We start from the raw sequence: 22,849 nt of genomic DNA on the forward strand, positions 1-22,849 counted from the left end.
CGGGTCGTATCCACACTGGACGCGACTCGGTGATTTCGTTATGGTTGAATATCCCGTTCGGGATTTAAGACGACCTTTTGGGAAATTGCGGGGAATACATTGGCACAGCATGGCGGTCCGCAGCAGCGAATCTTTTCGCCGTTACGCACGGCGCTTCACCGCTTCGCTTTTATATTGCTGATCTTTACGGCTTTCGGACTGATGCTTCTGGGCAAGGCTGATACAGTTCTGATCGAACGTATCCGTGCCGCATCTGCCGATCTTGTATCCCCGGTCATGAATGTCATTTCCCGTCCTGCGGCCAGCATCAATGAACTGACCGACAAGATTTACAATCTTGCTCATCTTTACGAAGAAAACGAACGCCTGCGCCGCGAAAACCAGCAGTTGCTGGCCTGGCAGCAGGCAGCGCGCAACCTGTCGCATGAAAATGTTCGTCTTCGTGAACTTGCGCGTTACACCAATCCGCCTGCCCTGCATCTGGTCACCTCGCGGGTGATTGCTGACATGGGTGGCGCTTATGCGCACAGTGTTATGATATCGGCCGGATCGCGTGATGGTGTTGCCAAGGGGCAAGCCGTTATTTCCGATGAAGGGCTGGTTGGCCGCGTTGCAGAGGCCGGTTATCAGGCATCGCGTGTTCTTCTGATCACGGACATCAACTCGCGCGTACCGGTCATTGTTGAAAACTCGCGTGATCGCGCATTCCTGTCGGGTGACAACACCAACCGTCCGCTTCTGACCTTCCTGACCGCAGATGCGGCTGTCGCCCCCGGTGATCGCATTCTGACATCGGGTCATGGTGGTGCCTTCCCGCCGGGTATCCCGATTGGCGTTGTCTCGTCGGTTTCGGAAAATGCAGTGCGCGTCGCCCCATTGTTCCGCCGTCATCAGCTGGAATATCTGCGCGTTGCCGATTACGGCCTTCAGGGCATTCTGAGCGAAAAACGCATCCGCGAAAGCCAGTCTCCGGTCAACCATAACGATACCCAGCTCTCACCTGACATTCCCATGGGTGTTGGTGTGGTACCGGAAAACCCGGCCCCGGAAAATGCGCCTGCAACATCGAACGCTCCTTCAAACGGGGCGACCCCGTGAAACCCGGCGTCTGGCATCGACTGGACGTTGTCGCGCGTGGCCTTTTTCCAGCTTTCAGCGTTTTCGTCCTTTTACTGATCAACCTGCTTCCTGTCAGTGTTCCGTTGCTGGCAACCGCGTCACCGGCCCTCGCCCTGATGGCCGTATTCTACTGGTCAGTGAACAGGCCTGATCTTTTGACAGCCGTTGCCGCCTTCCTGCTTGGCCTGCTTCAGGATCTTTTGATGGGGCTGCCGCTTGGTGTCAGTTCACTTGTCCTGCTTTTGGTACAGACCGGATCGGCCAGTCAGGGACGTTTTTTCCATAACAAGCCATTTAGTGTGATGTGGTGGGGTTTTGCCCTCGTGGCGATCCCGGCATTTCTGGTGCAATGGCTTTTAAGCTCAGCACTGATCGAGGCTTTCTTGCCCATAAAGGCAACCATAATCAGTTATGTCCTGACGGCAGTTCTGTTTCCCATTGTTGCCTGGGCGCTGGCCCGTGCACAAAACAGCCTTCTGCGCTATGTGTAGGACAGCAGGCAAGCTTTGAAGCCCTGTGCAAAATTGATGTTTTGGCAACGCCTATCGGATATGCTTGAACAAGATGGTTTCCAAGTTCTGCCAACCGGGATAAAACGGGCAGAAATCTGCAGTTTCGAACTGTAACGACGCGTCTAAAAGACAGGTATTCTTCGCCCATGTGGCATCGCGACTCAGACAGATTCAGAATGTTCACCCGACGCGCCCTTATGCTCGGTGCTGGCAAGGGTGTTTTGCTGACCGGTCTGGCTGCAAGGATGTATTACCTGCAGGTGCTTGAAAGCGACCGCTACCGCACGCTGGCCGATGAAAACCGTATCTCGCATCGATTATTGCCACCGCCGCGCGGATTGGTCACCGACCGATTTGGTGAACCGCTTGCGATCAATCGTCAGAACTATCACATCATGATCGTGCGCGAACAGACACCCGACGTGCGTCGCACACTTGAAATTCTTGACCAGATTATCGAACTTGGCCCTGACACGATTGAACGTGTTGAACGGGATGTGGCACGTCGCCGTTCCTTTGTACCTGTCACAGTGCGTGACAATCTGACATGGGATGAAGTCGCGCGTGTCGGGGTAAATGCCCCTGACCTGCCCGGTCTGATCATTGATGCCGGACGGTCGCGCGACTATCCCGAAGGACCGCATCTGGCCCATACGCTGGGTTATGTTGCCGCAGTATCGGAAAAGGAACTGACAGGCGATCCGTTGCTGGAACTGCCGGGCTTTACCATCGGCAAAAGTGGCGTTGAAAAGGTCTACGATCTTGCACTGCGCGGGACAGCTGGCACCAGCCAGGTCGAGGTTAACGCACTTGGCCGTGTGATCCGAGAACTTGAACGCGAAGAAGGCGATAGTGGCAACACGGTTGTCATGACGCTTGATCTCGAGTTGCAACGCTACGCCAATCAGCGTCTTTCGGATCAGGAAAGTGCATCGGCCGTCGTCATGGATATCCATAATGGCGAGGTTCTCGCCCTGGCATCGCACCCGACATATGATCCGAACGCCTTTACCAACGGTATTTCGCACAAACTCTGGAACAGTCTGGTCAATAACCCCTATGCGCCGCTGTCAAACAAGGCGGTGAACGGGACCTATGCACCGGGGTCGACCTTCAAGATGTGTGTCGCACTTGCAGGTCTTGAAGCCGGGATCATTTCACCGAACCAGAAATTCTTCTGTAATGGGTATCTTGATCTGGGCAATGCCCGTTTCCATTGCTGGAAACGCGGTGGCCACGGCTGGATGAACATGCATGACTCGCTCAAGCATTCCTGCGATGTCTATTACTATGAAATATCGCAGAAAATCGGTATCGACCGGATTGCTGCCATGGCTCACAAGCTTGGTCTGGGCGAAGAGACCGGCATTGATCTGCCGAATGAACGAAGCGGCCTGATCCCGACCAAAGACTGGAAAGAAATCCAGCTTGGCAAGCGCTGGCAGGGTGGTGAAACCCTGATTGCCTCGATTGGTCAGGGCTATGTTCTGGCTACGCCACTGCAGCTCTGCACCATGACCGCGCGATTGGCATCGGGCAAGGCCGTCAAACCGCATCTGACACGTGATCACGTGACACCTGATGGTGTATCCAGTCGCGAAGCCGAAGAATTCCCCGAACTTCAGGTCAGCCGCGCCAACCTTGCGCGTATTCGCGACAGCATGAACGGCGTGACCAACGAGATACGCGGCACAGGTTATGGTGCGCGCATCAAGACCGAGGGTATGGAAATGGCGGGCAAAAGTGGCACCAGCCAGGTCCGCCGTATTACGATGCGTGAACGTCAGACGACCGGTGTTCTGGGCAATGATGAATTGCCATGGAAATATCGTGACCATGCATTGTTTGTTGCCTTCGCACCGGTTGATAACCCGCGCTATGCCTGTAGTGTCGTGGTGGAGCATGGTGGCGGTGGTTCGGGTGTTGCCGGACCAATTGTTCGTGACCTTTTGCAAAAGGCACAGGAACTTCAATCTGCGCGTCAGGGTATCTCGGCTGCCAACCTGCCCAACAGTGCGCAATTGCGGCCACGCACAGCCCAAAACAACGAGAATGAGGGCTGATCCATGGCCATGAGCAAATATCGCATTGGTGAAGATCCCGATTACGTTCCGATTGGACGCCGTCTTCTATTGTTGAACTGGACGCTGGTTCTGTTGATTGCCGCCCTGTCCGGGATCGGCTTTGCCATGCTTTATTCCGCTGCCAACGGATCGCTCCAGCCTTGGGCCGAACGTCAGATGATGCGCTTTGCTGTAGGCGCAGTTCTGATGATTGTCATAGCGGTCACCGATATTCGGGTTTGGCTGAAACTTGCGTATTTCTCTTACTTTGTGGCGCTTGTGCTTTTGGTTGGTGTCGAAATCAAGGGCGATATCGGCATGGGCGCACAGCGCTGGATCAATCTTGGTTTCTTCCAGCTGCAACCGTCAGAACTTATGAAAATCTCGCTGGTGCTTGCTCTGGCCCGCTATTTCCATGGGCTGACGGTCGAGGATACCGGGCGTATCACACTCCTGATCCCGCCTCTTTTGATGGTTCTGGCACCAGCGGCACTTGTTCTGCGCCAGCCGGATCTGGGAACGGCCCTGCTGCTGATCGCCGGTGGAGGTGTTATTTTCTGGCTGGCCGGAGTTCGCATGTGGAAATTTGCGCTTATTCTGGGCAGTGCCCTTGCCGCAATTCCGATTGGCTGGCAGTTTCTTCGCGATTATCAGAAGAACCGCGTTCTGACCTTCCTTAACCCCGAAAATGATCCGCTGGGCGCCGGGTATCACATTACCCAGTCAAAGATCGCATTGGGTTCCGGGGGATTATTTGGCAAAGGTTTCATGCTGGGTTCGCAAAGTCATCTGAATTTCCTGCCTGAAAAGCAGACCGACTTTATCTTTACCATGCTGGGCGAGGAATTCGGGCTGGTTGGCGGGCTTGCCCTGCTTGCACTTTATGCGCTTGTCATTACCTATGGCTATATCATTGCCCTTCGCTGCCGGAACCAGTTCGGACGACTGGTCGCGATCGGGGTGACATCGACCTTCTTCCTTTATGTCTTTATCAATATCGCAATGGTAATGGGCCTGATCCCGGTTGTCGGCGTTCCGCTGCCGCTGGTGTCCTATGGTGGCACGGTGATGATGACCATTCTGGTCAGTTTTGGTCTGTTGATGAGTGTGTCAATTCACCGCGACATCCGCATTTCCCGTCAGGGGAATGACGACGGGCGCAACTGATATCAACCGGCAGTCAGGCGTCCGAATAGTCCGGGATTTGCCTGAAGTCGCATTGTTTGCAGCGATTTCGGCCATTTTCCTTGGCCTCATAAAGCGCGCGATCAGCCAGAGAATACATAACACTGGAAATATCGCTGTTTTCCCAGTCCTTGAGGCTTTCGATATACCCGCGGATATCTGCATCAAACAATTTCAAGCTTTGGCTGGACGGCAATCCGGCTACACCAAAACTCGCGGTAAATGAAACAACATTTCCCCCGAACGACACCGATGCATTTTCAAAGGCCACGCGCAGTCGCTCTGCCAGTTTAAGTGCCCCAGAAATTTCTTCCCCCGGAAGCAAGACAGCGAACTCCTCGCCGCCCATACGCGCAGGAAGATCAATCTCGCGCACGGTTGCCCGCATGATCCTGGACAACTCAACCAGAACCGCGTCGCCAGCCTGATGGCCATAGGTATCGTTAATGGACTTGAAACGGTCAATATCAAGCAGGATGATTGATACTGGTGTATCGCGACGACGCCATGTTGAAACAGCTTCTTCAAAACGGGCCAGATATGATCGCCGATTGGGCAAGCTTGTAAGTGAGTCGGTTGATGCCTGCACTTCAAGCTTTTGCATGGCCTCTTTCAGCTCGTCGGTGCGTTCAGCAACCCTGGCTTCAAGATTGACATTGGCATCCATCAACTCATCGCGTGCCTTGCGCAACTGACCAATCTGTCTCCGGATGACGCCAAAAAGTCCTACTGTCACAGATCCCAATAACTGAATTTCGTCATCATACCTGTGATATGGCGGCATTTCCAAGGGCCGCGTGTCATCTGACGGGTCGGACCGGACCAGATAGTTCGCCAACTTCACCAACGGGCGCGATAAAATATAATAGCTCAGCGCGGCAAACATGAAGGCCATCACGACAGCAAGCACCATTGTTGTCAGAAATGACCATGACAACCTTGACATAAAGGCGCTTGTAAAAACCTGGGGATTGTAAACGACAACCATTTCGCCAACAGTGGCTGCGGGCCTTTGTTCGGGGTCTCGAACCGGAACAATAACGGTTTGAATGCCACCATACATTCTATCCCCCCACAGGCTGGTCGGAATTTCACCGGCAGGGCGTTCTCTGTCAAAAAAGATACCGTCTTCGGCATTGAGCAAGGTGACGCGCTGAATGGAACGCTGGTTCATCATGCCGCGTGCCATCACGTCCGCGAGTTCTCTGTCACGCCGAAGAAGCGACTGGACAGCCACGGGCACGTTGGACGACGTAACCCTTTGATTGCTTTGATGATAAATTTCCGCGAGCCATTGATAATCGTGATAACCGCGTAGCACAACGATCATCAAACCGAGCCCAAGGGCGAGAAGCATCGAATATTTAAGCTGACGGGCAGCAATTGTACTACCCAGCTTCAAACCGGCCAGCATATCGTTATGCGTTTCGTCCAACTTCTTTGGCAAGCCAGCTTCCCTCATTCGCGTAAGGTCGTTCTTTTCCGGACGCTTTTGCTTTTTATTGGCGGTGGCTCTGCGTCAAAAGTCCGAACTGATATTCGGACCGGTTGGGTGAATTGACAAGACTAAACCGGGAAAAATCTATTTTATTCCAATCCCGTGAAAACAGAACATCGCCAAACTCGGGCAGGTTTGCACGCGTAACAGCTTCCATTCTGAAAGTTATTTCGGGAGTGTCTTTCAAAATTGCAACATCGTTAATATAGTCATGCAACAGCACCATGACCCAGGCCCCGGCAAAGAAATGTCCGCCATGGGTTAATGTCATTTGATTATTCAGGACAGCTGCCAGCCCCTCTCTGGACCAGTTCAGACCACCAATGACAACATCCTGTCCCGGTATTTTTCCAGCTGCTTCAAGTGCCGCAATCGCCCCCAGAGCAATATTGTCATTGGCAGCCCAAACCGCATCTATACATCCACCCCGTTTTAACCAGGCCTCTGTCTGTCGATAAGCCTCGTCATACGACCAGTTCGCGACCAGTCGGCGCTGTTCATCAAGGACAGGATAGCGACTTAGGGCATGATCAAGTCCGGTAAGACGTTCCAGTGAGGCTGGCGTTTTCCGGTCACCAGCAATCGACAACAGACACAGTTTCCCTGGCAACTGATCACCATTAACCGCACGTGCGCCGTCAATCAGGGATTTTGCAATATCATAGCCTGCCCGTTCGTTATCGGGGGTCAGGGTCAGGATCCAGTTTTTTATGTCTTTGCGCGGCCGACCATACGTGTCTTTTTGGTCCTCGGTCAGGTCATTGAGCAACATGATCACAGGTATGCCGCGCTGTTCTGCCTCCAGCACAATACGGGTTCCCTGCTGATGCTCGTTCACGGCGATAATGAAGTCAGGCGGCGGTTGAAGCGCAAATGCCTTTTGCGCACTTTCAACCATCATTTTCCAGTCCCGGTCGCTGTCAAACACGATCAGTTCATAACCAAACTGATCGGCTGCAGCCTGCATGGTATCGCGAACATCCTTCCAGAAGCCGCGATCACCATATCCCGGATTGATAAAGGCCACACGAATATGGTCCGGCTGGCTTTCGTTTTGGTCTGCGCGGGCCTGAATCGATGCCATGGCAAAGAACAGTCCTCCCCCAAACAGACACAAAAAAATCCCGCGCAATTCCCGTTCCCCGACGAAATACCATCCAAGGCCAAGTAAAAATTTCAGCCATCCATACGACCGGATAGTGAATTTCGCCTCAAAGGTCAATCAGACTGCGCAAGTTTACTTTAGAAAATCCATAATATTTACTGATTTGCCACATGCCACCGCTCTAAATCCAAGTGAACCCACTGAATTATATTATCTTTCTTTGAGGCACAACATAACCGCGCAAACAAGGATTTACCTCGTCTGATACTTGCAACAGTTGCTGGATTGTTGATCAGATTGCGTTCGGCCTGATGCAGGCAACCGGATTTATGGCGCGCCGGACTGGGCGCGGCTCAGTGCCCGCGCGAGCTCTTCATTGCTCATATTGGCGCGATCTTCAATCCCTTGCTGTTGTGCAAGATGATAAAGGTCATCCCGGCGCCATTTGTTATAGTTCGGCTTTTTATAAGGTCGGAACGCAGACGTTTCCCGTTCTGAATTTCCAGAGAGTTTGTTCAAGCTCGCCACTCTTGCCTCCTTTATGGGACGGTCACAAGCAATCCCGGCACATTTCTCTCCCCCACCTGTAATAGTGCCGTCATATTTCATTTAGGTGGGTTTGCTGAAATTTCTATTCCCCACTCGACGATTTTACAGGCTTTTCTCGGGAAATATCTGATTACAAAGGAAAAATAACTAGTGGTGGCAAGACAGCCCCAATCAGACAATTACAATTTGTCATCAATTTAATGTTGAATTGTCATTTTTACTATTTGCCCTGAAAAATCTCTGCTAGCATCGCTGCAAACAAACACACATCAGGGATAAGTCTCATGGCACTGCATTTTGAACGCCAGGAACTGGCAAACCGCCGCGCCCGCACAATTGAAAAGCTCGAAAAAGAAGGGCTGGACGGGTTGTTGATGTTCCGTCAGGAAAGCATGTTTTACCTGACCGGATATGACACATTCGGTTATGTGTTCTTCCAGTGCCTTTATCTGGGCGTTGATGGTCGCGTCGCGCTGATCACCCGCGCCCCGGATTTGCGGCAGGCACAACATACCTCGGACATTGAAGATATTCGCATCTGGGTCGATGGCCCGAATGTCAATCCGGCCTTCCAGCTGCGTGACATGCTTGCCGAATTCGGCTGTTCCGGCAAGAAACTCGGCGTCGAGTATGAGGCCTATGGCCTGACGGCAGCCAATGGCAAAAAGCTCGAAACCGCTCTTGATGGTTTCTGTTCGCTTGAAGATGCTTCCGGACTGGTGTCCGAACTGCGCGTTGTCAAAAGTGCCGCCGAACTTGATTACATCCGCAAGGCCGCCGAACTGGCCGATGATGCATGGGATGCTGCCCTTGATACAGTCCATGCCGGTGCCTTTGAGGGCGATATTCTTGCCGCCATGCAAGGTGCCATTTTCTCGGGTGGTGGCGATTATCCGGGTAATGAATTCATTATCGGGGCCGGGCGGGATGCCCTTCTGTGCCGGTATTTCACAGGCCGCAAACATATTGGCGAAACCGACCAGATCACGCTGGAATGGGCCGGTGCATATCGCCACTACCATGCGGCAATGATGCGCACAATCCCGGTTGGCAAGGCCCTGCCGCGTCATATCGAAATGCACAAGGTTGCAACTGATGCGCTGGTCGCCTGCCGCGAGGCGCTCCGCCCCGGTGAGCCAATTGGCAAGGTCTTTGATGCCTATGCCCGGGTATGTGATCAGGCGGGGATGCAGGCCCACCGGCTTAATGCCTGCGGTTATTCAATGGGAACGACCTTTGCACCGAACTGGATGGACTGGCCAATGTTCTATCATGGCAATCCGGTCATTGCCGAACCCGGTATGGTATTCTTCCTGCACATGATCCTGATGGATAGTGAAACCGGGATCGCAATGTGTCCGGGCCATTCGGTGATTGTCACCGAGACCGGCAATGAAAGCGTTTCCCGCCACAGCGTCGATCTGATCACACGTTGATCTTGAATATCACAAGGACAACCAGTTCTGGTTGTCCTTGCTTTTGGCACCCGGCCAAAAGAACCGATCAGCTTAATTCCGCCATCATGGCCGCAACGCTGTCTTCCACCAGCTTGTCGAGTTCGGCAATGCGGGCATGAAGCCCATCCCCGTATGTCCCGTCATATTTTTCCAGATCACGTGCCGCATCCGCCAGTTTAAGGGCCGCCATATTGGCCGCCATACCCTTTATGGTGTGGGCTGCCCGATACAATGTTTCGGCATCACTATTATTTGCGGCCTCGATCAGTCGGCTGCGTTCTTCCTGATAGGAAGCAGGTAACAGACCAACCAGCGTTGCAAATTGCTCCTTGCCTACTGCGGAACAAATCTCTGCAAACCGGTCCTTATCGATCAAATCCATACCTGCCTCTTTTTTTATCGGGCACCAGAAACACCCAGCAACCGCAGCGCTTCTTTGCTCCACCAGCAATCTTTGGAATATTAACCGACCCTGTTGCCAGAACAAAGCTCCAGAACTGCATTGGCCCAATCCACCGTCCTGGCCTCAATGTCCTGCATGTGCCGGTATTTTTCGAACTGGCTGGCTATCAGAACCAGACGTTTTTCAAATGCCGGGGGCTGTTCAAGGCTTAAAAGTTCCTCGGCAAGAGGATCAAATGCCGCGTTCTGGAATTCAAGAGACAGGCTGATCCGGGGTTCGGTCGCATGTATGCTCGCCCGGCTTCCCCAATGATATAAATCCTGTCGCCAGCCCATCACCGCACCGGGGCCCGCCGGAAGTGCCCTGACATCCTGTAAGACAACATCTTCCGGCTTGGCGACCGGCGTCTCATAACGCCTTTCAAAAGAACGCGGCAAGACATACATGCACCCGTTATAAGGCGTCGCGTTGCTCAGCGGCACCCAAAGCGACAGGCTGATCAACATGTCATCACCAATCGCACTTTCGCCCTGATAGTCGCGATGGGGCGGCCAGCCCCGCCCGCCATCTGCCGGATTGACATGCCATGCCCAAAAATGCGGAAGCAACGCGATCCGGTCACCAAGGAAGTGACTGAGCAACGGTCGAAGACGCTGAAAAACCTGCCATGCCTCGTCATAAAGGTAAATCATCGCTGGTGGCAGGTCATTGGCCACAAGGGTTTCGATCCCCTGACGCAGCTTGGCGAGTTCATCGGCGGGAAGAACATCGTCAATCAGGAAATACCCCTCGTCCCAAAAACGGTCCGAAAGTGCACCACCGTCAAATCCGCCATTCCCCGCTCCAATTTCCTCGATCTTTGCAAGGGCATCGGTTGCTTCCGAAATCGATAACTGCGGATTAAGCTGCTGCCAGGATACGGGCAGAATGGCGTTTTTCGGTGTGATCATCGACAAATGTCCGGTATTGAAGATGGCCGGACGATACGCAGCACGGATCGCATTGGCAAGTCCCGTTCGATCATGGCAAAACGTCCCGGAATTAAGACTTTGCCCCTTAAAAATCAGGTTTGGCACATCTATGGTATCGAGCAACACCCCGCATCAGCCACAAGCTCCGATCAATCATGGCGGGGCGATAGATGCCGCTTCACGAAAATACGGCATCCCCGCTGAAGACTGGCTTGATCTGTCAACCGGGATCAATCCGGTGGGCTATCCCGTCATCGATATTGCCACCGCCCATTGGCAACGTTTGCCATTAGCGTCCGAGCTTGATCGGTTGAAACGTGCAGCTTGCGATTATTATGGTGTCCCTGCACCGGATTACATGGTCTGTGCACCGGGCACACAGGCGCTTATTCAAACCATCCCTTTCTGGATCAGGGACCGGATCGACATATCAAAGGTTCACATCATGGGGCCGACCTATGGCGAACATGCCCGGTGCTGGACACGGGCCGGGCATGACTGCGCCCCCCATGAAACGGCATCCGGTGACCGTTTTGATGCGACCAAGGAAATCCTGCGATCTGCGGCCCCCGGCACCATTGTAATCATTGTTAACCCCAACAATCCGGATGGCGGCATCCTGCCCCCGTCTGAAATCGCGGCGCTCTCCGAACTTGCCAAGCAGGCGCGAAGCTTTCTGATCGTTGATGAAGCCTTCATGGATTGTCAGCCGGACCAATCGATCTGTCCGATCATTGGTGACTTGCCCAACACGCTTGTCCTGCGTTCATTTGGCAAGTTTTTCGGGTTGGCCGGGGTCCGGTTGGGATGCGTTGTTATGGCACCCGACCTTGCCGCTGGCTTGTCCGAACGGATCGGGCCGTGGGCCATTCCGGGCCCGACCATTGAAATTGCCAGGCGCGCCTTCGGGGATCAAACCTGGCAGAACCAAACCCGGTCCCGATTGGCAAGCGACGCTGTGCGACTGGATGATCTGATCGGCGCAAATTCGACCTTGACCCTTTCCGGGGCGACCGATCTGTTTCGCTATTACGATGGTGCGGATTGCGCAAAACTTGCCGACCATCTTGCCCGATACGGCATTCTGGTACGTCTGTTTGATCATGATCACAACAAGGTCCGCTTTGGCTTTCCCGGCACCGAGCCGGAATGGCAGCGTCTTGTCAGCGCACTTGATGACTGGAAAAGCCGGGATCACGCATAGGCACTTTTACAGGCCGTTATCTTCCCATGATTGCTTTTTGCGATAGATCGTTGACGGACTGACGCCAAGTGCATCGGCTGCCCGCGGGATCGATCCGCCACACCGTTCAATCGCCTCTTCAATCGCCTGCTTTTCGACCTGCCAAAGCGGCCGGATTTCAGAATATCCCAGTCCATTGTCGCTTAGCCCACGGGGGGCCATGCCGGTACGGTCACCCGATGCCGTGCCAACACCGACAAGCTGGCTGTTTTTTCCCGTCTGATGGTTTTCGACAACCTTTCGCATCTGGCGCGCACCGGCGAGAAAGGCCAATGCCTCGGGGTCGCCTTCCCACAACCGGCCAGTCCCGCCTGTTTCGCGCGAGACCACAGGATGGGGTGGCGGGGCCTCGATCGTCGCGGATCCGAAATGGTCATCCTCGGTACCGCTATTAACCGGGCGCGGCACCATCGAAAGGGTAACTTCCGTCCCGTTATTGAGAACAACGATGTTACGGATGATGTTCTGAAGCTGGCGGATATTCCCCGGCCAGGTATAGCGCGCAAACAGGGCCGAGACTTCGGGGCTGAACTTTTCGAAATCACGCCCTTCTTCGCGGGTATAGCGTTGCAGGTAAAAATTGGCGATCTGCAGGATATCGTTATCGCGATCACGCAAGGGCGGCATATGAAGCGGGATCACATGCAGACGGTAGTAAAGGTCTTCGCGGAACCGTCCGGTGCGCACTTCTTCAAGCGGGTCACGGTTGGTTGCGCACACAAACCGGACGTCCACGGTTTCAAGCGAACTGCCACCAACCTTCTGGAATGTTCCTGTCTGAATGAAACGCAGAAGTTTGGTCTGAAGATCCAGATCCATCTCACAGATTTCATCAAGAAACAGCGTTCCACCCTCGGCCCGATGGGCTGCACCCTCGCGATCAGAAACGGCACCGGTAAACGCCCCTTTGACGTGACCGAAAATCTCGCTTTCCATCAGGTCTTTGGGAATGGCACCACAGTTAAGTGGAATGAACGGCGCCTTTGCACGTTCGGATCGGCGGTGAATGGCTTCGGCTGCCAGCTCCTTGCCCGTCCCGGACTCTCCGGTGATAAAGACGGTCGCTCGGCTTGGCGCGGCATTTTCGATAATGCGATAGATGTCGCGCATGTTTTCCGAACCGCCAATGATGTCGAAATACATCTTGTCGGTTTCTGTTTCGACCAAATCTGTGTTCGGGCTGTTGGAAATTGATGGCATTCCAGCCAGTGCCTTGGTCACGGTTTCGCGCAATTTATCTGCTGTGAACGGTTTAAGCAGAAAATCCCAGGCTCCTTCGCGCATGGCCTCGACCGCGACATTGACCGACCCGTGGGCCGTAATCACCACAACTTTGCAATCAGGGCTGATCTGTGCGGCGGCGCGCAATACTTCGCGACCGTCCATATCGGGCAAAACAAGGTCAAGAACCATGGCATCAGGCGGATTTTGGTTCAGACGTTCTATGGCATCTGCGCCCGTCACGACATGATCAACCAGATGACCATCCGCACGCAGGTAGTCCTGATACACCCGCGCAAGCGATAATGTATCCTCAACAATTACAATGCGTGCCTGCTCTGGCATTTTCTGGTTCATGTCCCGATATAGCCACTATAGCCCAGCATACTGATAGCGCCGTGCCCGTCACAACGTCTAACATTCTTGCAGTGGCATCCTAAAGCATACACAATCAGACTTAGGTTAAAAAAGGTATAGTTTTTACGACGTTACCCGCTGCCAGGAGTATCAATTTTGAACTACAAGACAGAATGCGCCAATGGGACCACGACAGTCGAACTTGGTGGACGCTTTACATTTGGTGACCATTCCAGTTTTCGCAAACTGATTGAAGAAATCCGGACCCACGGATCAAGCACCTATGTTCTGGATGTCGCTGCGGTGGAATTCATTGATTCGGCTGGCCTCGGGATGTTGCTTCTCGCCCGTGACGAAGGCGAAAAGACCAATACCACAGTCGTCATTCGTGGCGCACAGGGACAGGTCAAACGCATGCTTGAAGTCGCCCGGTTTGATACCTTGTTCAAGCTTGAGAACTAATCCATGACCGCTGGCAGAGAAAGCCGCATGAACCCGTCCATCGCCGTTGCCCAATCGCTTGCCCTTGATGATGTGGATGCGTTTATCGCCAGCAGTGCTATTTGGGAAATGCCCGAAAACCGCTCTGTCAGATATACATTTGGTCAGACACCTGAGGATTTTTCCCACAGCAATCATTTCTCTGCCTGTCTGGTCCCCCCTGACGCCAGCCGCGAATGGCTTGGCGCACTGACCAGACTGAATTGCGACGTCTTTGTCGAATGTTCCCGCGAGATAGATCTTGCCGATATTGCCCCTTTGATCAAGCAACAAGGTGGCAACAAGAACACCCTGTCCATATGCCTGTCGACGCGAAGCGCCTATTACCTGCCCGTCGCCCGGAAATTTGTAACCGCACTACGCCATCGGGAACTCATTGGCGAAAAAATCGCCCCGACAGTCGAGATGGCTGTACAGGAAGCCTTTGCCAACTCCCTTATTCACGGCAATCTGGAACTCGACACCAGCGGCCATCTGTCGATGGACAGCTTTACCGAACTGGGGGAAGAAACCAAACGTCGCCTTGCATCTGGCAAACATGGCGGGCGGGCCATCCTGCTGACCGCACGCAAGCGCAAAAACGGCCATATCGTTATTTCAATCAACGATCAGGGAAATGGCTTCACACCACCTGCCGACTCCTGCCCAACCAATGTGGCAGGTCGCAAAACGACCTTCGGACGGGGACTGCCATTAATCAGAAGCCTTTGCCATGCGGTGAATTTCTCCCGTGACGGACGGAGCATAGAACTTGAATTTGATCAGGAAGGCACTGAATTCCCGTCCTCATCGACGCCTACAAATGCCCGACTGACAAGCCAGCCGGCTCACGAAACCGATGTCGATATTCGCAATCCTCAGAACGCGACCATTCTGATTGCCGATGACACATTGCTGTCACGCGAAATCATCGCGTCCTACCTGCGTGCAGAAGGCTTTACCAACCTTGCATTTGCCAAGGACGGTGAGGATGCCATCGAACAGGTCCGGAAACACAATCCCGATCTGATCATTCTCGACATCATCATGCCGAAACTCGATGGTTATGGTGTCTGCAAGGCGCTGCGAGCCAATCCGGATTTTGCCGAAACCCCGATCATCGCCCAGACAGCGCTTGAGGAAAATGAGGGCCGCACACGGATTTTCGATGATGGCGCGACCGACCTGATTCTTAAACCGCTTAACAAGGCGGAACTGATTGCACGTACCCGCATTCACCTTGAAAACCGCCTGCTGGTCAAACAGCTTCAGGCATATCAGGAAAGAACCCGGTCCGAACTGACCCTTGCCCGCGACATGCAGGAAAACCTTAACCCGGCGCCTGAAAATTATCGCGGCACCGGACTTGATTACGGATTACGGATCAGCGCCACCTTCCAGATGTCATCCGAGCTGGGCGGTGACATGTGGGGACTGGTGCCAATTGATGAACATCGGCTCGGTGTTTACATTGTTGACTTTGCCGGTCATGGCCTGGGTGCAGCATTGAACACTTTCCGTCTGCATTCCCTGATCTGGTCCGATCAGCTTCGCGACCGTGAACCCGGTGAGTATCTTGAAAACCTTAACCGCCATCTCAAGGGCCTTTTGCCCGTCGGGCAATATGCCACCATGCTTTACGGGGTCATTGACCGGGTTCGGGGCAAGTTCACCTATGCCAGCGCTGCCTGTACGTCACCGATCCTTGGCAACAGCCTCACAGGGCAAGCGCGCTATCTTGACGGGTCGGGTGTTCCACTGGGTGTCATTCGTGATGCACGCTATGAAACGCGAGAAGTCAGCTTTACGGCCGCCAACTTCCTGCTGCTTTATAGCGATGCGCTGATTGAAACCACACTTGATGATGGGCAGTTCCTGAGCGAGGACAAGTTGCTTACAATGCTGCGTGAAACCATCATCGAAAACCGCAAGGAAATTGATCTGGCAGCCCAGATTGCCGATCAGTTCATGGATCGCGCCCCGGCCAAACTTTCAGATGACTTTACGATTGTGTCCCTGCAATCGACACCGATCCCCTGCGCGATCTAGCCATGTCGAACCGGTATTCAGGAATGATAGCGCGCCCGTCCGACGCTTGACTGGACCAGATCGCCAAACGGTTCATCCTCACCCCAGACAAACTGGGTGCGATCAACTGTTGGCTCGGGACGTTCACGGATCACGATGTCACGTTTGGATTGCAGACGCCCGGCAATCACGGTCCGCACCAGATTTGCCAGTCCCTTGCGCGCACCGGCATGATCAGGTTCCGCTGCAAGAACCGCCCCCAATTGATCAAGTGCCCGCATCTTGTCACGGCACCCGAGAAGATCGGCGGCAAGAACCCGCAATTCTCGCGCATCGGGTCGCAGGCTGATCGCAATTTCAAGATGTTCCAGTCCGGTTTCCCGGCGGCCGGTTTGAAGATAAACCCGCGTCAGGCCCAGATGTGTAGATGCGTCAAGATCATCAAGCAGCAAAGCCCGCCCAAATGCATTCAGGGCCAAATCCCCCAGACCGAGGTCAAGCAATACATGCCCAAGAACCCGAAGCCGGGCTGGCTGACTTGGCAGACCATCAATCAGGTCACGTAATCGCGCACGAATTTCCGGCGCAAGATCAATCTCGCCTGCAAATGCGATATGCTGTGACTGCGAAACCTGTGTCTGCGACGACATTGCCAGATGCCCCGTTCCCGCCAAAAATCGGGATCGGCAGTCAGTTTTGACTGAAATTTGAGATCCCGCGTGAAACAGATTAACGCCATCTGGTTGCGGGAAGATTAACCGGGTCGTCTCAAAAGTCGTTTGGCATCTTTATAAATGCCGGGAAGCGGCGCAGTCAGGATTTAAGGCTGTCAGATAAAGGCATCAGGTGTGGTTCGGGCGCGGGCCTGGCAAAGAAATAACCCTGCATCAAACAGCCACCAAGTACGGTGATCTCGTCGCGCTGATGTTCGGTTTCGATACCTTCAAGGACACAATCGATCCCAAGATTTGCACACATGTCGATCACGGTTTTGACAATCCGGCGGCTGCGTTCATTGCCGGGAAGCGGCGTGATAAAGCTGCGATCAACCTTAAGCACATCAAATTCCAGCTCATGGACGTAACGCAAACTGGAATAGCCGATCCCGAAATCATCAAGGGCAATACGCGCACCATGTTCACGCAAATATCTAATGCTGGTCCGTGCAGCGGCAAAATCACGCAGAAAGGCCGTTTCGGTGACTTCAAATGTCAGTCTGGCCGGGTCAAGTTTGCGGTTTCTGATCTGTTCGATCAGCCATTCGACCGTGTCAGACAAAACAATGTCACGAGCTGACAGGTTAAAAGATACCGCAACCGAATTCGGCCAGTGCATCATATCGGCCAAAAGTTTTTCAAACAGAACTCTGGTCAGAAGATTCACCTGACCGGTTTTTTCTGCCACCGGGAAAAATGTCCCCGGCGACACCCGTCCCATCAGGACACTGTCCCAACGTGCCAGTGCTTCGACCGAAACAACGTTACCCGACTTCACATCAAAGACCGGTTGATAATGAAGGGTAAGTTCTTTTGAAAGGTCGGCTTTGCGCAAAGCCTGCTCAATCTGGGAATCATGCCTGATCAATGTTTCATGATGGGCCGCAAATAACACCGGTTCACCCGGGCAGTTCTTCTTGGCGTGATACAGGGCGAAATCGGCGCGCTCGAACAATCCATTCGAACTGCGTGCAACATTGGGGTAAGTCGCAAAACCCAACGATGCAGAGACCTGAACTGTAATCGTACTCAGCGTAAAAGGCTGATTAAGTGCCTTACAAAGATGATGACCAAGCTCGATCAGCTCGATTGCATCACCCTGTTTGGTCAAAACGGCACCAAACTCGTCCCCGCCCAGTCTGGCAAGAAGCGTATCCTCACCAAGTATCCGCCGCAATCTTTCACCGGCCTGCATCAAAAGCTCGTCCCCGGCCGGATGTCCATGGACGTCATTAACCGGCTTGAACCCGTCGAGATCGATCATCGCAACAGCAAATGTCTTCTCTGGCTCCGACCTTTTGACCATTTCATCAAGATGAGTGAAAAACGCACGTCGGTTTGAAAGACCGGTCAACGGATCAATCAGGGCAAGAGCTTCGTTTTGGCGGGAAAGCTCGATTGTTGTCTGATGCTGTTCTTCAAGATCAAGCTGGGTATCAATGAGTCCGGCAAAATTGGCATAGAAGCTTCGAATGATCTGGATGATCATCACCGAAACCAGCGCCATATTGACCGCGATCGCGACATAGACCTCGTTGCCGCTCAATCCGAAGAACATCACAAAGGTGCCAAGCACAATCACCACGACAAGCATTGCCGCAGGCGGGAAGTTCACCAGACAGAAGATACAACCAACAACCGTGATCGAGATGAAATAGGCGACATGCCCCTGTTGATAGGCATCGCCATAATCGAACATTGTAATCGCCCAGGCGGTAAACAGAACCGAAACCGTCGCAGCAAGCACCCTTATCCGGCGCAAATGACCCAGGCACACACTGATATCATCAATGTCGACTCTTGCCCGGCTCCAGGCTATTGCGCGGGCGATGCACACAGTCCCCAGAACGATCACGGCGTAGACCGTCAGCCAGTCCGGTGCATCACCATAATGCGTATAAGCCAGTGCCACCGCATTGGCGAGCAACAGCATGTAAAGCACAGGAATTTGGCGTGACAATGCCTGGACCTGCGCACGGATCAGCTCCGGTTTTTCAGTTTGGATCTTGAAGATATCGGCAACATGTTGCCAGAACTTGCCGACTGCCACGAATCAGGAACCCAATACATTCATTGTCATAGCGAAATACTACACACAATTTATATTAGACAACATACCCTGATCTGCCCATGCGCTGCAAACGCACAAATTTCAACGCATATTGGCGATGACACATCCCGCCCCGGCAAAGAATTGGAAAATTCGCGCAGCCTTTCTATTCCGTGGTTTTTTGTTTTTGCCTGACGGGGTTCCTGTTGCGGGTCTTGGCACCTTTTGCTGCCTCTGCCCTGTGTGCAGCGCCGAGAGCCATATGGGCAAACTTCATGAGTTGATCGGTGTCATCGAACCATTCGCCCGGCACTTCGAAATAGGACAGGTGCGCGCGTCCCGACGGCACAAGAAACGGCTCCATTCCCATGGCTTCATAGGTTTCGCTGGTTTGCGCATCGCCTTTGAAATAGGCCACATCATCGAAAATGATCGCAAAGAACAAGCCGTTGCAATAAAGCCCGAAGCCGCCAAACATCCGCTTCGCCCGAATGTTTCCCAGCGGGGACAGAAGTTCCGCGAAGGTCAGAACAAACTCGTTATCGACCGATGCCATTGAGTATCTCCCCCTCGACGCCCTCGGAAATCAGATAGTCCCGCAATGAACGCCCCGGCACGGGTCGGTATTTGTTGGTGGAAATTTCCATACCGCGAATACGATCGGCACGGAAAACCCGAAAGGCCTCGCGCAACTCGCACCAGCACGCCAGCAACCATGTGCTACCGAAAAACAGCATTCCCAAAGGCCAGACACGTCGTCTGGTTTCATCGCCCTTGGCATCGGTATAGTCGATATCAATCAGGTTACGTTCCCGAATGGCACGTCTGAGGTCTGGCATCGAAATCGCGATTGGTTCCTGAGCAATTTCCGCCACCGCAATCGGCACGCCGCCAATCAACCCGCGCATTTTCTCGGGCAAGACGGCCTCAATCTTGGTCAGCGCATCGCCTGCGGCCCGTGCCATTTGCGGATCGGTCCAGCTTTGTACCATGCGTGCGGCCACGACCAGTGCCTCGATCTCGTCGGCATCAAACATCAAGGGTGGCAGGTCATATCCATCACGCAGGATGTAACCAACGCCCGCCTCGCCCTCGACAGGAACACCTGACGCAGCAAGGTCGCGGATATCGCGGTAAATGGTACGTTCGGAAACTTCCAGTTCCTCGGCCAAGTCACATGCCCGGCACAGTTTCCGGCGGCGCAAGATTTGGACAAGGCGAAATAGTCTGTCGGCCCTTCTCATGATCACTCCTTCGTCATCCTGCCCTGAAAATTATCATACCGCTCCTGACAGGCTCCTGTCAGGAGGGATGTGTAATTATTGCGAAATCGGGACAGGACCCAAACGCCAATGTCAGGAGAAAGACAATGAAAGTCACCAATTCCTATCCAATCATCATCACCGACAAATTCACTCAAAGCCGCGCCTTCTATAAGAAGCTCGGCTTTACCCCCGTCTTTGATGGTGACTGGTATTGCCAACTTGTCTGGGCAGATTTCCCATCCGTCCAGCTTGGCTTGATGAAACCGGGTCACGAAACCCAGCCCGCCATTTTCCACGCCGCCACCCTTGGCGAAGGCAGCGTGCTTTGCCTTGAGGTTGAGGATGCCGGTCTGGCGGCAGACGAATTGCGCGATGCCGGTTTCGACTTCGCCCTTGAAGTCCGTGATGAACCATGGGGACAGCGTCATTTTGCCCTGCTTGACCCGAATGGCGTGCGTATCGATGTCGCAAGCCAAACCGGTCAGATCGCCCCGGAATATGCCCAGCATTTCCTTGATGATGCACAGGCTGTTATCGCCTGACCTCCTCGCGCCGGATATCAAACCCAATCGCCCCTGCATGAAAGCGACAGCCCGCCATCTGGCGGGCTGTTTTCATCAGATCAGTGTTTTGGCAAAGTCCGATATTGCGCTGGCCGCATCGGAAATATTCTGGCTTTGGGTTCGCCCGGAACTTTTGCGCGGCTTGAAATCATGTTCGCCATCTTCGACCCAATGCAGCCTGATAGCATCTGAAAGATCATAGCCCACCACCTCGTCAGGCGAGCCGAACGGGTCGCGCGTGCCATGACAAATCAGGGTCGGTGTCACAAGTTTTGCCAGATGCTCGGTGCGCAGGTTGTCAGGTTTTCCCGGCGGATGGAACGGATATCCAAGGCATACAAGCCCCGCCACACCAAGATCATCTGCGACCATGCTGGCCATCCGCCCGCCCATGGATTTACCCCCAAGGATCAGCATTTCCGGCCCGCCAAGCTGTGAAACGACCTCGCCCAGAAACGGGATCAAAACCGGCGCCCGATCCGGCCCGCGCTTTTTGCCATCCAGCCTGCGCTTGGCCATATAGGGAAATTCAAACCGCGCAACCCGCAAACCGCCTTTGGCCAGTGCCACCGCCATTTCATTCATGAACGGACTGTCCATCGGTGCCCCGGCCCCATGCGCCAGCGCGATGGTCAGCTTGGCATTCGCGTCGCCATCAAACAGGAAGTTGATCGGATCGGTGCTCATTGATGATCCCTTTGATAAATCGAACAATAGCTTTAAGTCATACGCAACGGGCACGCCCTGTCCAAGCGCAATCATGGTCTGACCGACTGGCCCGCGATATTCACCGCGCAAAGACTCTATTCTCAAATGATTATAAGGTTATAATTGCCAAACCCGCCCCGTCGACACGCCCCAATTGTCGAGCCATGCCGCGTCGCGCCACCCGCGATGATTTGTCCTTCACAATGCAAAGGCCATAATCGTGTCCTCAGAACGCCCTGAAACACCAGCCGCCCCGCCCAGAGAACGCATAGGACGGCTGCCAAAACCGGTTCAATGGCTATTGATGATAGCCGTATCCCTGGCTGTCTCCGTCGTTCTGCATCAATGGCATGTACCCGCGGCCCTTCTGGTTGGTCCGATGATGATCGGGATTTTGATGGGCACCAATGGCGCAACCATCACCCCGCCCAAGTCGCTTTATCTTGGCGCGCAATCGGTGCTCGGGGTCATGATCGGTGGTTCAATGACGATTGGCATCCTGACTTCCTTTGTGCAGGACTGGCCGCTGATCATTGGTGTAACGACCATGACCCTTCTTGCCAGCAGCTTTTTGGGCTGGATCCTTTGCGTCAAACAGGTCTTGCCCGGAACAGCAGGCATATGGGGATCATCGCCCGGTGCGGCCTCGGCAATGGTCATCATGGCCGAGGCCTTCGGGGCAGATGCCCGTTTGGTTGCCTTCATGCAATATGTGCGTGTGGTGATCGTCGTGGCCGTGGCTTCAAGTGTCGCCAATTTCTGGGTCGACCCGGCGGTCGCCGCCGCAGCCGCAGAAGCCCATCAATGGTTTCCGCCCCTTGATGCGACAGGTTTTGCCATGACGCTGGTGCTTGCTGCTGTTTGCTGTGTGCTTGGTGCGAAATCTCGTTTGCCTTCGGGCCCGCTTCTGGTGCCGATCATCCTTACGATGATCCTCCATGTCAGCGGTTATCTTGATGTGGTATTGCCCGAATGGTTTCTGGGCCTGACCTATGCAATGATCGGCTGGGTCATCGGGCTTAAATTCACGCCATCGGTTTTGCGCCACGCAGCGCACGCCTTTCCCAAGGTTCTGTTATCGATCGTGATGCTGATCGGCTTTTGTGCCGGGATTTCGGCCCTTTTGGTTATCTTCATGGATGTCGATCCACTGACCGCCTATCTGGCCACAAGCCCGGGCGGCCTTGACTCCGTTGCCATCATTGCGGCCAGCACCAATGTCGACCTGTCCTTCATTCTGGTCTTGCAGGCAACCCGGTTCTTTATGGTTCTGGCTTTTGGGCCACCCTTGGCACGCCTGGTGGCAAGGCGCACAGCTCATCTGACCAAGCCGGATGGCGAAATTATCTAGCTCGC

At 53.8% G+C, this 22,849-nt stretch carries 21 protein-coding genes; 10 read left to right on the plus strand and 11 right to left on the minus strand.

Annotation, left to right across the window (positions count from 1 at the left end; translation table 11 throughout):
- The first annotated feature begins 99 nt into the window (after nt 1-99).
- From mreC to rodA, 4 genes are all read left to right on the plus strand, one after another.
- On the plus strand, nt 100-1,098 hold the full coding sequence (mreC, locus tag WA318_RS18395; protein WP_336083485.1) for a rod shape-determining protein MreC: 999 nt from the start codon (nt 100-102) through the stop codon (nt 1,096-1,098).
- The gene (gene mreD / locus WA318_RS18400) at nt 1,095-1,610 is read left to right on the plus strand and encodes a rod shape-determining protein MreD (protein ID WP_114099274.1); all 516 of its coding nucleotides are present in this window, start codon (nt 1,095-1,097) and stop codon (nt 1,608-1,610) included. The genes mreC and mreD overlap by 4 nt, the downstream gene beginning before the upstream one ends.
- A gap of 167 nt (nt 1,611-1,777) precedes the next feature.
- Nucleotides 1,778-3,694, plus strand: coding sequence for a penicillin-binding protein 2 (gene mrdA / locus WA318_RS18405; RefSeq protein WP_114099273.1), 1,917 nt, complete (start codon nt 1,778-1,780; stop codon nt 3,692-3,694).
- Nucleotides 3,695-3,697: 3 nt separating this feature from the next.
- A complete protein-coding gene (gene rodA / locus WA318_RS18410; RefSeq protein ID WP_114099272.1) occupies nt 3,698-4,861 on the plus strand; it encodes a rod shape-determining protein RodA in 1,164 nt (387 codons plus the stop codon).
- A 13-nt stretch (nt 4,862-4,874) separates the two neighbouring features.
- Here rodA and WA318_RS18415 read toward each other — a convergent pair whose 3' ends face one another.
- The 3 genes from WA318_RS18415 to WA318_RS18425 form a co-directional block, all read right to left on the minus strand.
- Nucleotides 4,875-6,326 carry a GGDEF domain-containing protein gene (locus tag WA318_RS18415; RefSeq protein ID WP_336083488.1) on the minus strand — a complete coding sequence of 484 codons (1,452 nt, stop codon included), beginning with the start codon at nt 6,324-6,326 and terminating at the stop codon, nt 4,875-4,877.
- Between the two features lie 52 nt (nt 6,327-6,378).
- Nucleotides 6,379-7,461, minus strand: coding sequence for an ABC transporter substrate-binding protein (locus tag WA318_RS18420; protein WP_336083490.1), 1,083 nt, complete (start codon nt 7,459-7,461; stop codon nt 6,379-6,381).
- Nucleotides 7,462-7,809: 348 nt separating this feature from the next.
- On the minus strand, nt 7,810-8,010 hold the full coding sequence (locus WA318_RS18425) for a hypothetical protein (RefSeq protein WP_114099358.1): 201 nt from the start codon (nt 8,008-8,010) through the stop codon (nt 7,810-7,812).
- A 305-nt stretch (nt 8,011-8,315) separates the two neighbouring features.
- Between WA318_RS18425 and WA318_RS18430 the strand changes: the two genes are divergently transcribed.
- Entirely contained in the window at nt 8,316-9,467 is a 1,152-nt protein-coding gene (locus tag WA318_RS18430; protein WP_336083493.1) for a M24 family metallopeptidase, read from the plus strand.
- 67 nt (nt 9,468-9,534) lie between these two features.
- On the opposite strand, the gene WA318_RS18435 is transcribed toward WA318_RS18430, so the two are convergent.
- Nucleotides 9,535-9,870 (minus strand): Hpt domain-containing protein, encoded by a 336-nt coding sequence (locus tag WA318_RS18435; protein WP_336083495.1) that lies wholly within the window; start codon nt 9,868-9,870, stop codon nt 9,535-9,537.
- Nucleotides 9,871-9,950: 80 nt separating this feature from the next.
- Nucleotides 9,951-10,985, minus strand: coding sequence for a phytanoyl-CoA dioxygenase family protein (locus WA318_RS18440; RefSeq protein ID WP_336083497.1), 1,035 nt, complete (start codon nt 10,983-10,985; stop codon nt 9,951-9,953).
- Between WA318_RS18440 and cobD the strand changes: the two genes are divergently transcribed.
- The gene (gene cobD / locus WA318_RS18445) at nt 10,972-12,066 is read left to right on the plus strand and encodes a threonine-phosphate decarboxylase CobD (protein ID WP_336083499.1); all 1,095 of its coding nucleotides are present in this window, start codon (nt 10,972-10,974) and stop codon (nt 12,064-12,066) included. The two genes, WA318_RS18440 and cobD, sit on opposite strands and share 14 nt — an antisense overlap.
- Before the next feature lie 6 nt (nt 12,067-12,072).
- Here the strand turns inward: cobD and WA318_RS18450 are convergent, their stop codons facing one another.
- A complete protein-coding gene (locus WA318_RS18450; RefSeq protein ID WP_336083501.1) occupies nt 12,073-13,671 on the minus strand; it encodes a sigma-54-dependent transcriptional regulator in 1,599 nt (532 codons plus the stop codon).
- A gap of 168 nt (nt 13,672-13,839) precedes the next feature.
- Here WA318_RS18450 and WA318_RS18455 point away from each other — a divergent pair, with 168 nt between their 5' ends.
- The gene (locus WA318_RS18455) at nt 13,840-14,145 is read left to right on the plus strand and encodes an STAS domain-containing protein (protein WP_336083503.1); all 306 of its coding nucleotides are present in this window, start codon (nt 13,840-13,842) and stop codon (nt 14,143-14,145) included.
- 3 nt (nt 14,146-14,148) lie between these two features.
- On the plus strand, nt 14,149-16,212 hold the full coding sequence (locus tag WA318_RS18460) for a SpoIIE family protein phosphatase (RefSeq protein ID WP_336083505.1): 2,064 nt from the start codon (nt 14,149-14,151) through the stop codon (nt 16,210-16,212).
- Between the two features lie 17 nt (nt 16,213-16,229).
- Here WA318_RS18460 and WA318_RS18465 read toward each other — a convergent pair whose 3' ends face one another.
- The 4 genes from WA318_RS18465 to WA318_RS18480 all read right to left on the minus strand — a co-directional run bounded on the left by WA318_RS18465 (nt 16,230) and on the right by WA318_RS18480 (nt 20,201).
- Entirely contained in the window at nt 16,230-16,841 is a 612-nt protein-coding gene (locus WA318_RS18465) for a hypothetical protein (protein WP_336083508.1), read from the minus strand.
- Nucleotides 16,842-17,004: 163 nt separating this feature from the next.
- Complete coding sequence (locus tag WA318_RS18470; protein WP_336083510.1) at nt 17,005-18,957, minus strand: putative bifunctional diguanylate cyclase/phosphodiesterase; 1,953 nt, start codon at nt 18,955-18,957, stop codon at nt 17,005-17,007.
- 166 nt (nt 18,958-19,123) lie between these two features.
- Nucleotides 19,124-19,513 carry a TfoX/Sxy family protein gene (locus WA318_RS18475; RefSeq protein WP_336083512.1) on the minus strand — a complete coding sequence of 130 codons (390 nt, stop codon included), beginning with the start codon at nt 19,511-19,513 and terminating at the stop codon, nt 19,124-19,126.
- Nucleotides 19,497-20,201 (minus strand): helix-turn-helix transcriptional regulator, encoded by a 705-nt coding sequence (locus WA318_RS18480; RefSeq protein WP_114099263.1) that lies wholly within the window; start codon nt 20,199-20,201, stop codon nt 19,497-19,499. Before WA318_RS18480 ends, WA318_RS18475 begins: the two co-directional genes overlap by 17 nt.
- Nucleotides 20,202-20,326: 125 nt before the next feature.
- On the opposite strand from WA318_RS18480, the gene WA318_RS18485 reads away from it, so the two are divergent.
- Nucleotides 20,327-20,764, plus strand: coding sequence for a VOC family protein (locus tag WA318_RS18485; RefSeq protein ID WP_114099262.1), 438 nt, complete (start codon nt 20,327-20,329; stop codon nt 20,762-20,764).
- Between the two features lie 75 nt (nt 20,765-20,839).
- Here the strand turns inward: WA318_RS18485 and WA318_RS18490 are convergent, their stop codons facing one another.
- On the minus strand, nt 20,840-21,472 hold the full coding sequence (locus WA318_RS18490) for an alpha/beta family hydrolase (RefSeq protein ID WP_336083515.1): 633 nt from the start codon (nt 21,470-21,472) through the stop codon (nt 20,840-20,842).
- A 325-nt stretch (nt 21,473-21,797) separates the two neighbouring features.
- Between WA318_RS18490 and WA318_RS18495 the strand changes: the two genes are divergently transcribed.
- A complete protein-coding gene (locus tag WA318_RS18495; protein WP_336083516.1) occupies nt 21,798-22,844 on the plus strand; it encodes an AbrB family transcriptional regulator in 1,047 nt (348 codons plus the stop codon).
- Nucleotides 22,845-22,849: the final 5 nt, after the last annotated feature.

It is taken from the genome of Thalassospira sp. CH_XMU1448-2, from assembly GCF_037027285.1.
GTDB classification, from domain to species: domain Bacteria; phylum Pseudomonadota; class Alphaproteobacteria; order Rhodospirillales; family Thalassospiraceae; genus Thalassospira; species Thalassospira profundimaris_C.

Bases quoted from the DNA above. Each gene is read 5' to 3' on its own strand.
- mrdA (WP_114099273.1), top strand. From the start codon at position 1,778: ATGTGGCATCGCGACTCAGACAGATTCAGAATGTTCACCCGACGCGCC.
- rodA (WP_114099272.1), top strand. From the start codon at position 3,698: ATGGCCATGAGCAAATATCGCATTGGTGAAGATCCCGATTACGTTCCG.
- WA318_RS18420 (WP_336083490.1), bottom strand. From the start codon at position 7,461: ATGGCATCGATTCAGGCCCGCGCAGACCAAAACGAAAGCCAGCCGGAC.
- WA318_RS18430 (WP_336083493.1), top strand. From the start codon at position 8,316: ATGGCACTGCATTTTGAACGCCAGGAACTGGCAAACCGCCGCGCCCGC.
- WA318_RS18435 (WP_336083495.1), bottom strand. From the start codon at position 9,870: ATGGATTTGATCGATAAGGACCGGTTTGCAGAGATTTGTTCCGCAGTA.
- cobD (WP_336083499.1), top strand. From the start codon at position 10,972: ATGGTATCGAGCAACACCCCGCATCAGCCACAAGCTCCGATCAATCAT.
- WA318_RS18450 (WP_336083501.1), bottom strand. From the start codon at position 13,671: ATGCCAGAGCAGGCACGCATTGTAATTGTTGAGGATACATTATCGCTT.
- WA318_RS18460 (WP_336083505.1), top strand. From the start codon at position 14,149: ATGACCGCTGGCAGAGAAAGCCGCATGAACCCGTCCATCGCCGTTGCC.
- WA318_RS18465 (WP_336083508.1), bottom strand. From the start codon at position 16,841: ATGTCGTCGCAGACACAGGTTTCGCAGTCACAGCATATCGCATTTGCA.
- WA318_RS18475 (WP_336083512.1), bottom strand. From the start codon at position 19,513: ATGGCATCGGTCGATAACGAGTTTGTTCTGACCTTCGCGGAACTTCTG.
- WA318_RS18480 (WP_114099263.1), bottom strand. From the start codon at position 20,201: ATGAGAAGGGCCGACAGACTATTTCGCCTTGTCCAAATCTTGCGCCGC.
- WA318_RS18485 (WP_114099262.1), top strand. From the start codon at position 20,327: ATGAAAGTCACCAATTCCTATCCAATCATCATCACCGACAAATTCACT.
- WA318_RS18490 (WP_336083515.1), bottom strand. From the start codon at position 21,472: ATGAGCACCGATCCGATCAACTTCCTGTTTGATGGCGACGCGAATGCC.
- WA318_RS18495 (WP_336083516.1), top strand. From the start codon at position 21,798: ATGATAGCCGTATCCCTGGCTGTCTCCGTCGTTCTGCATCAATGGCAT.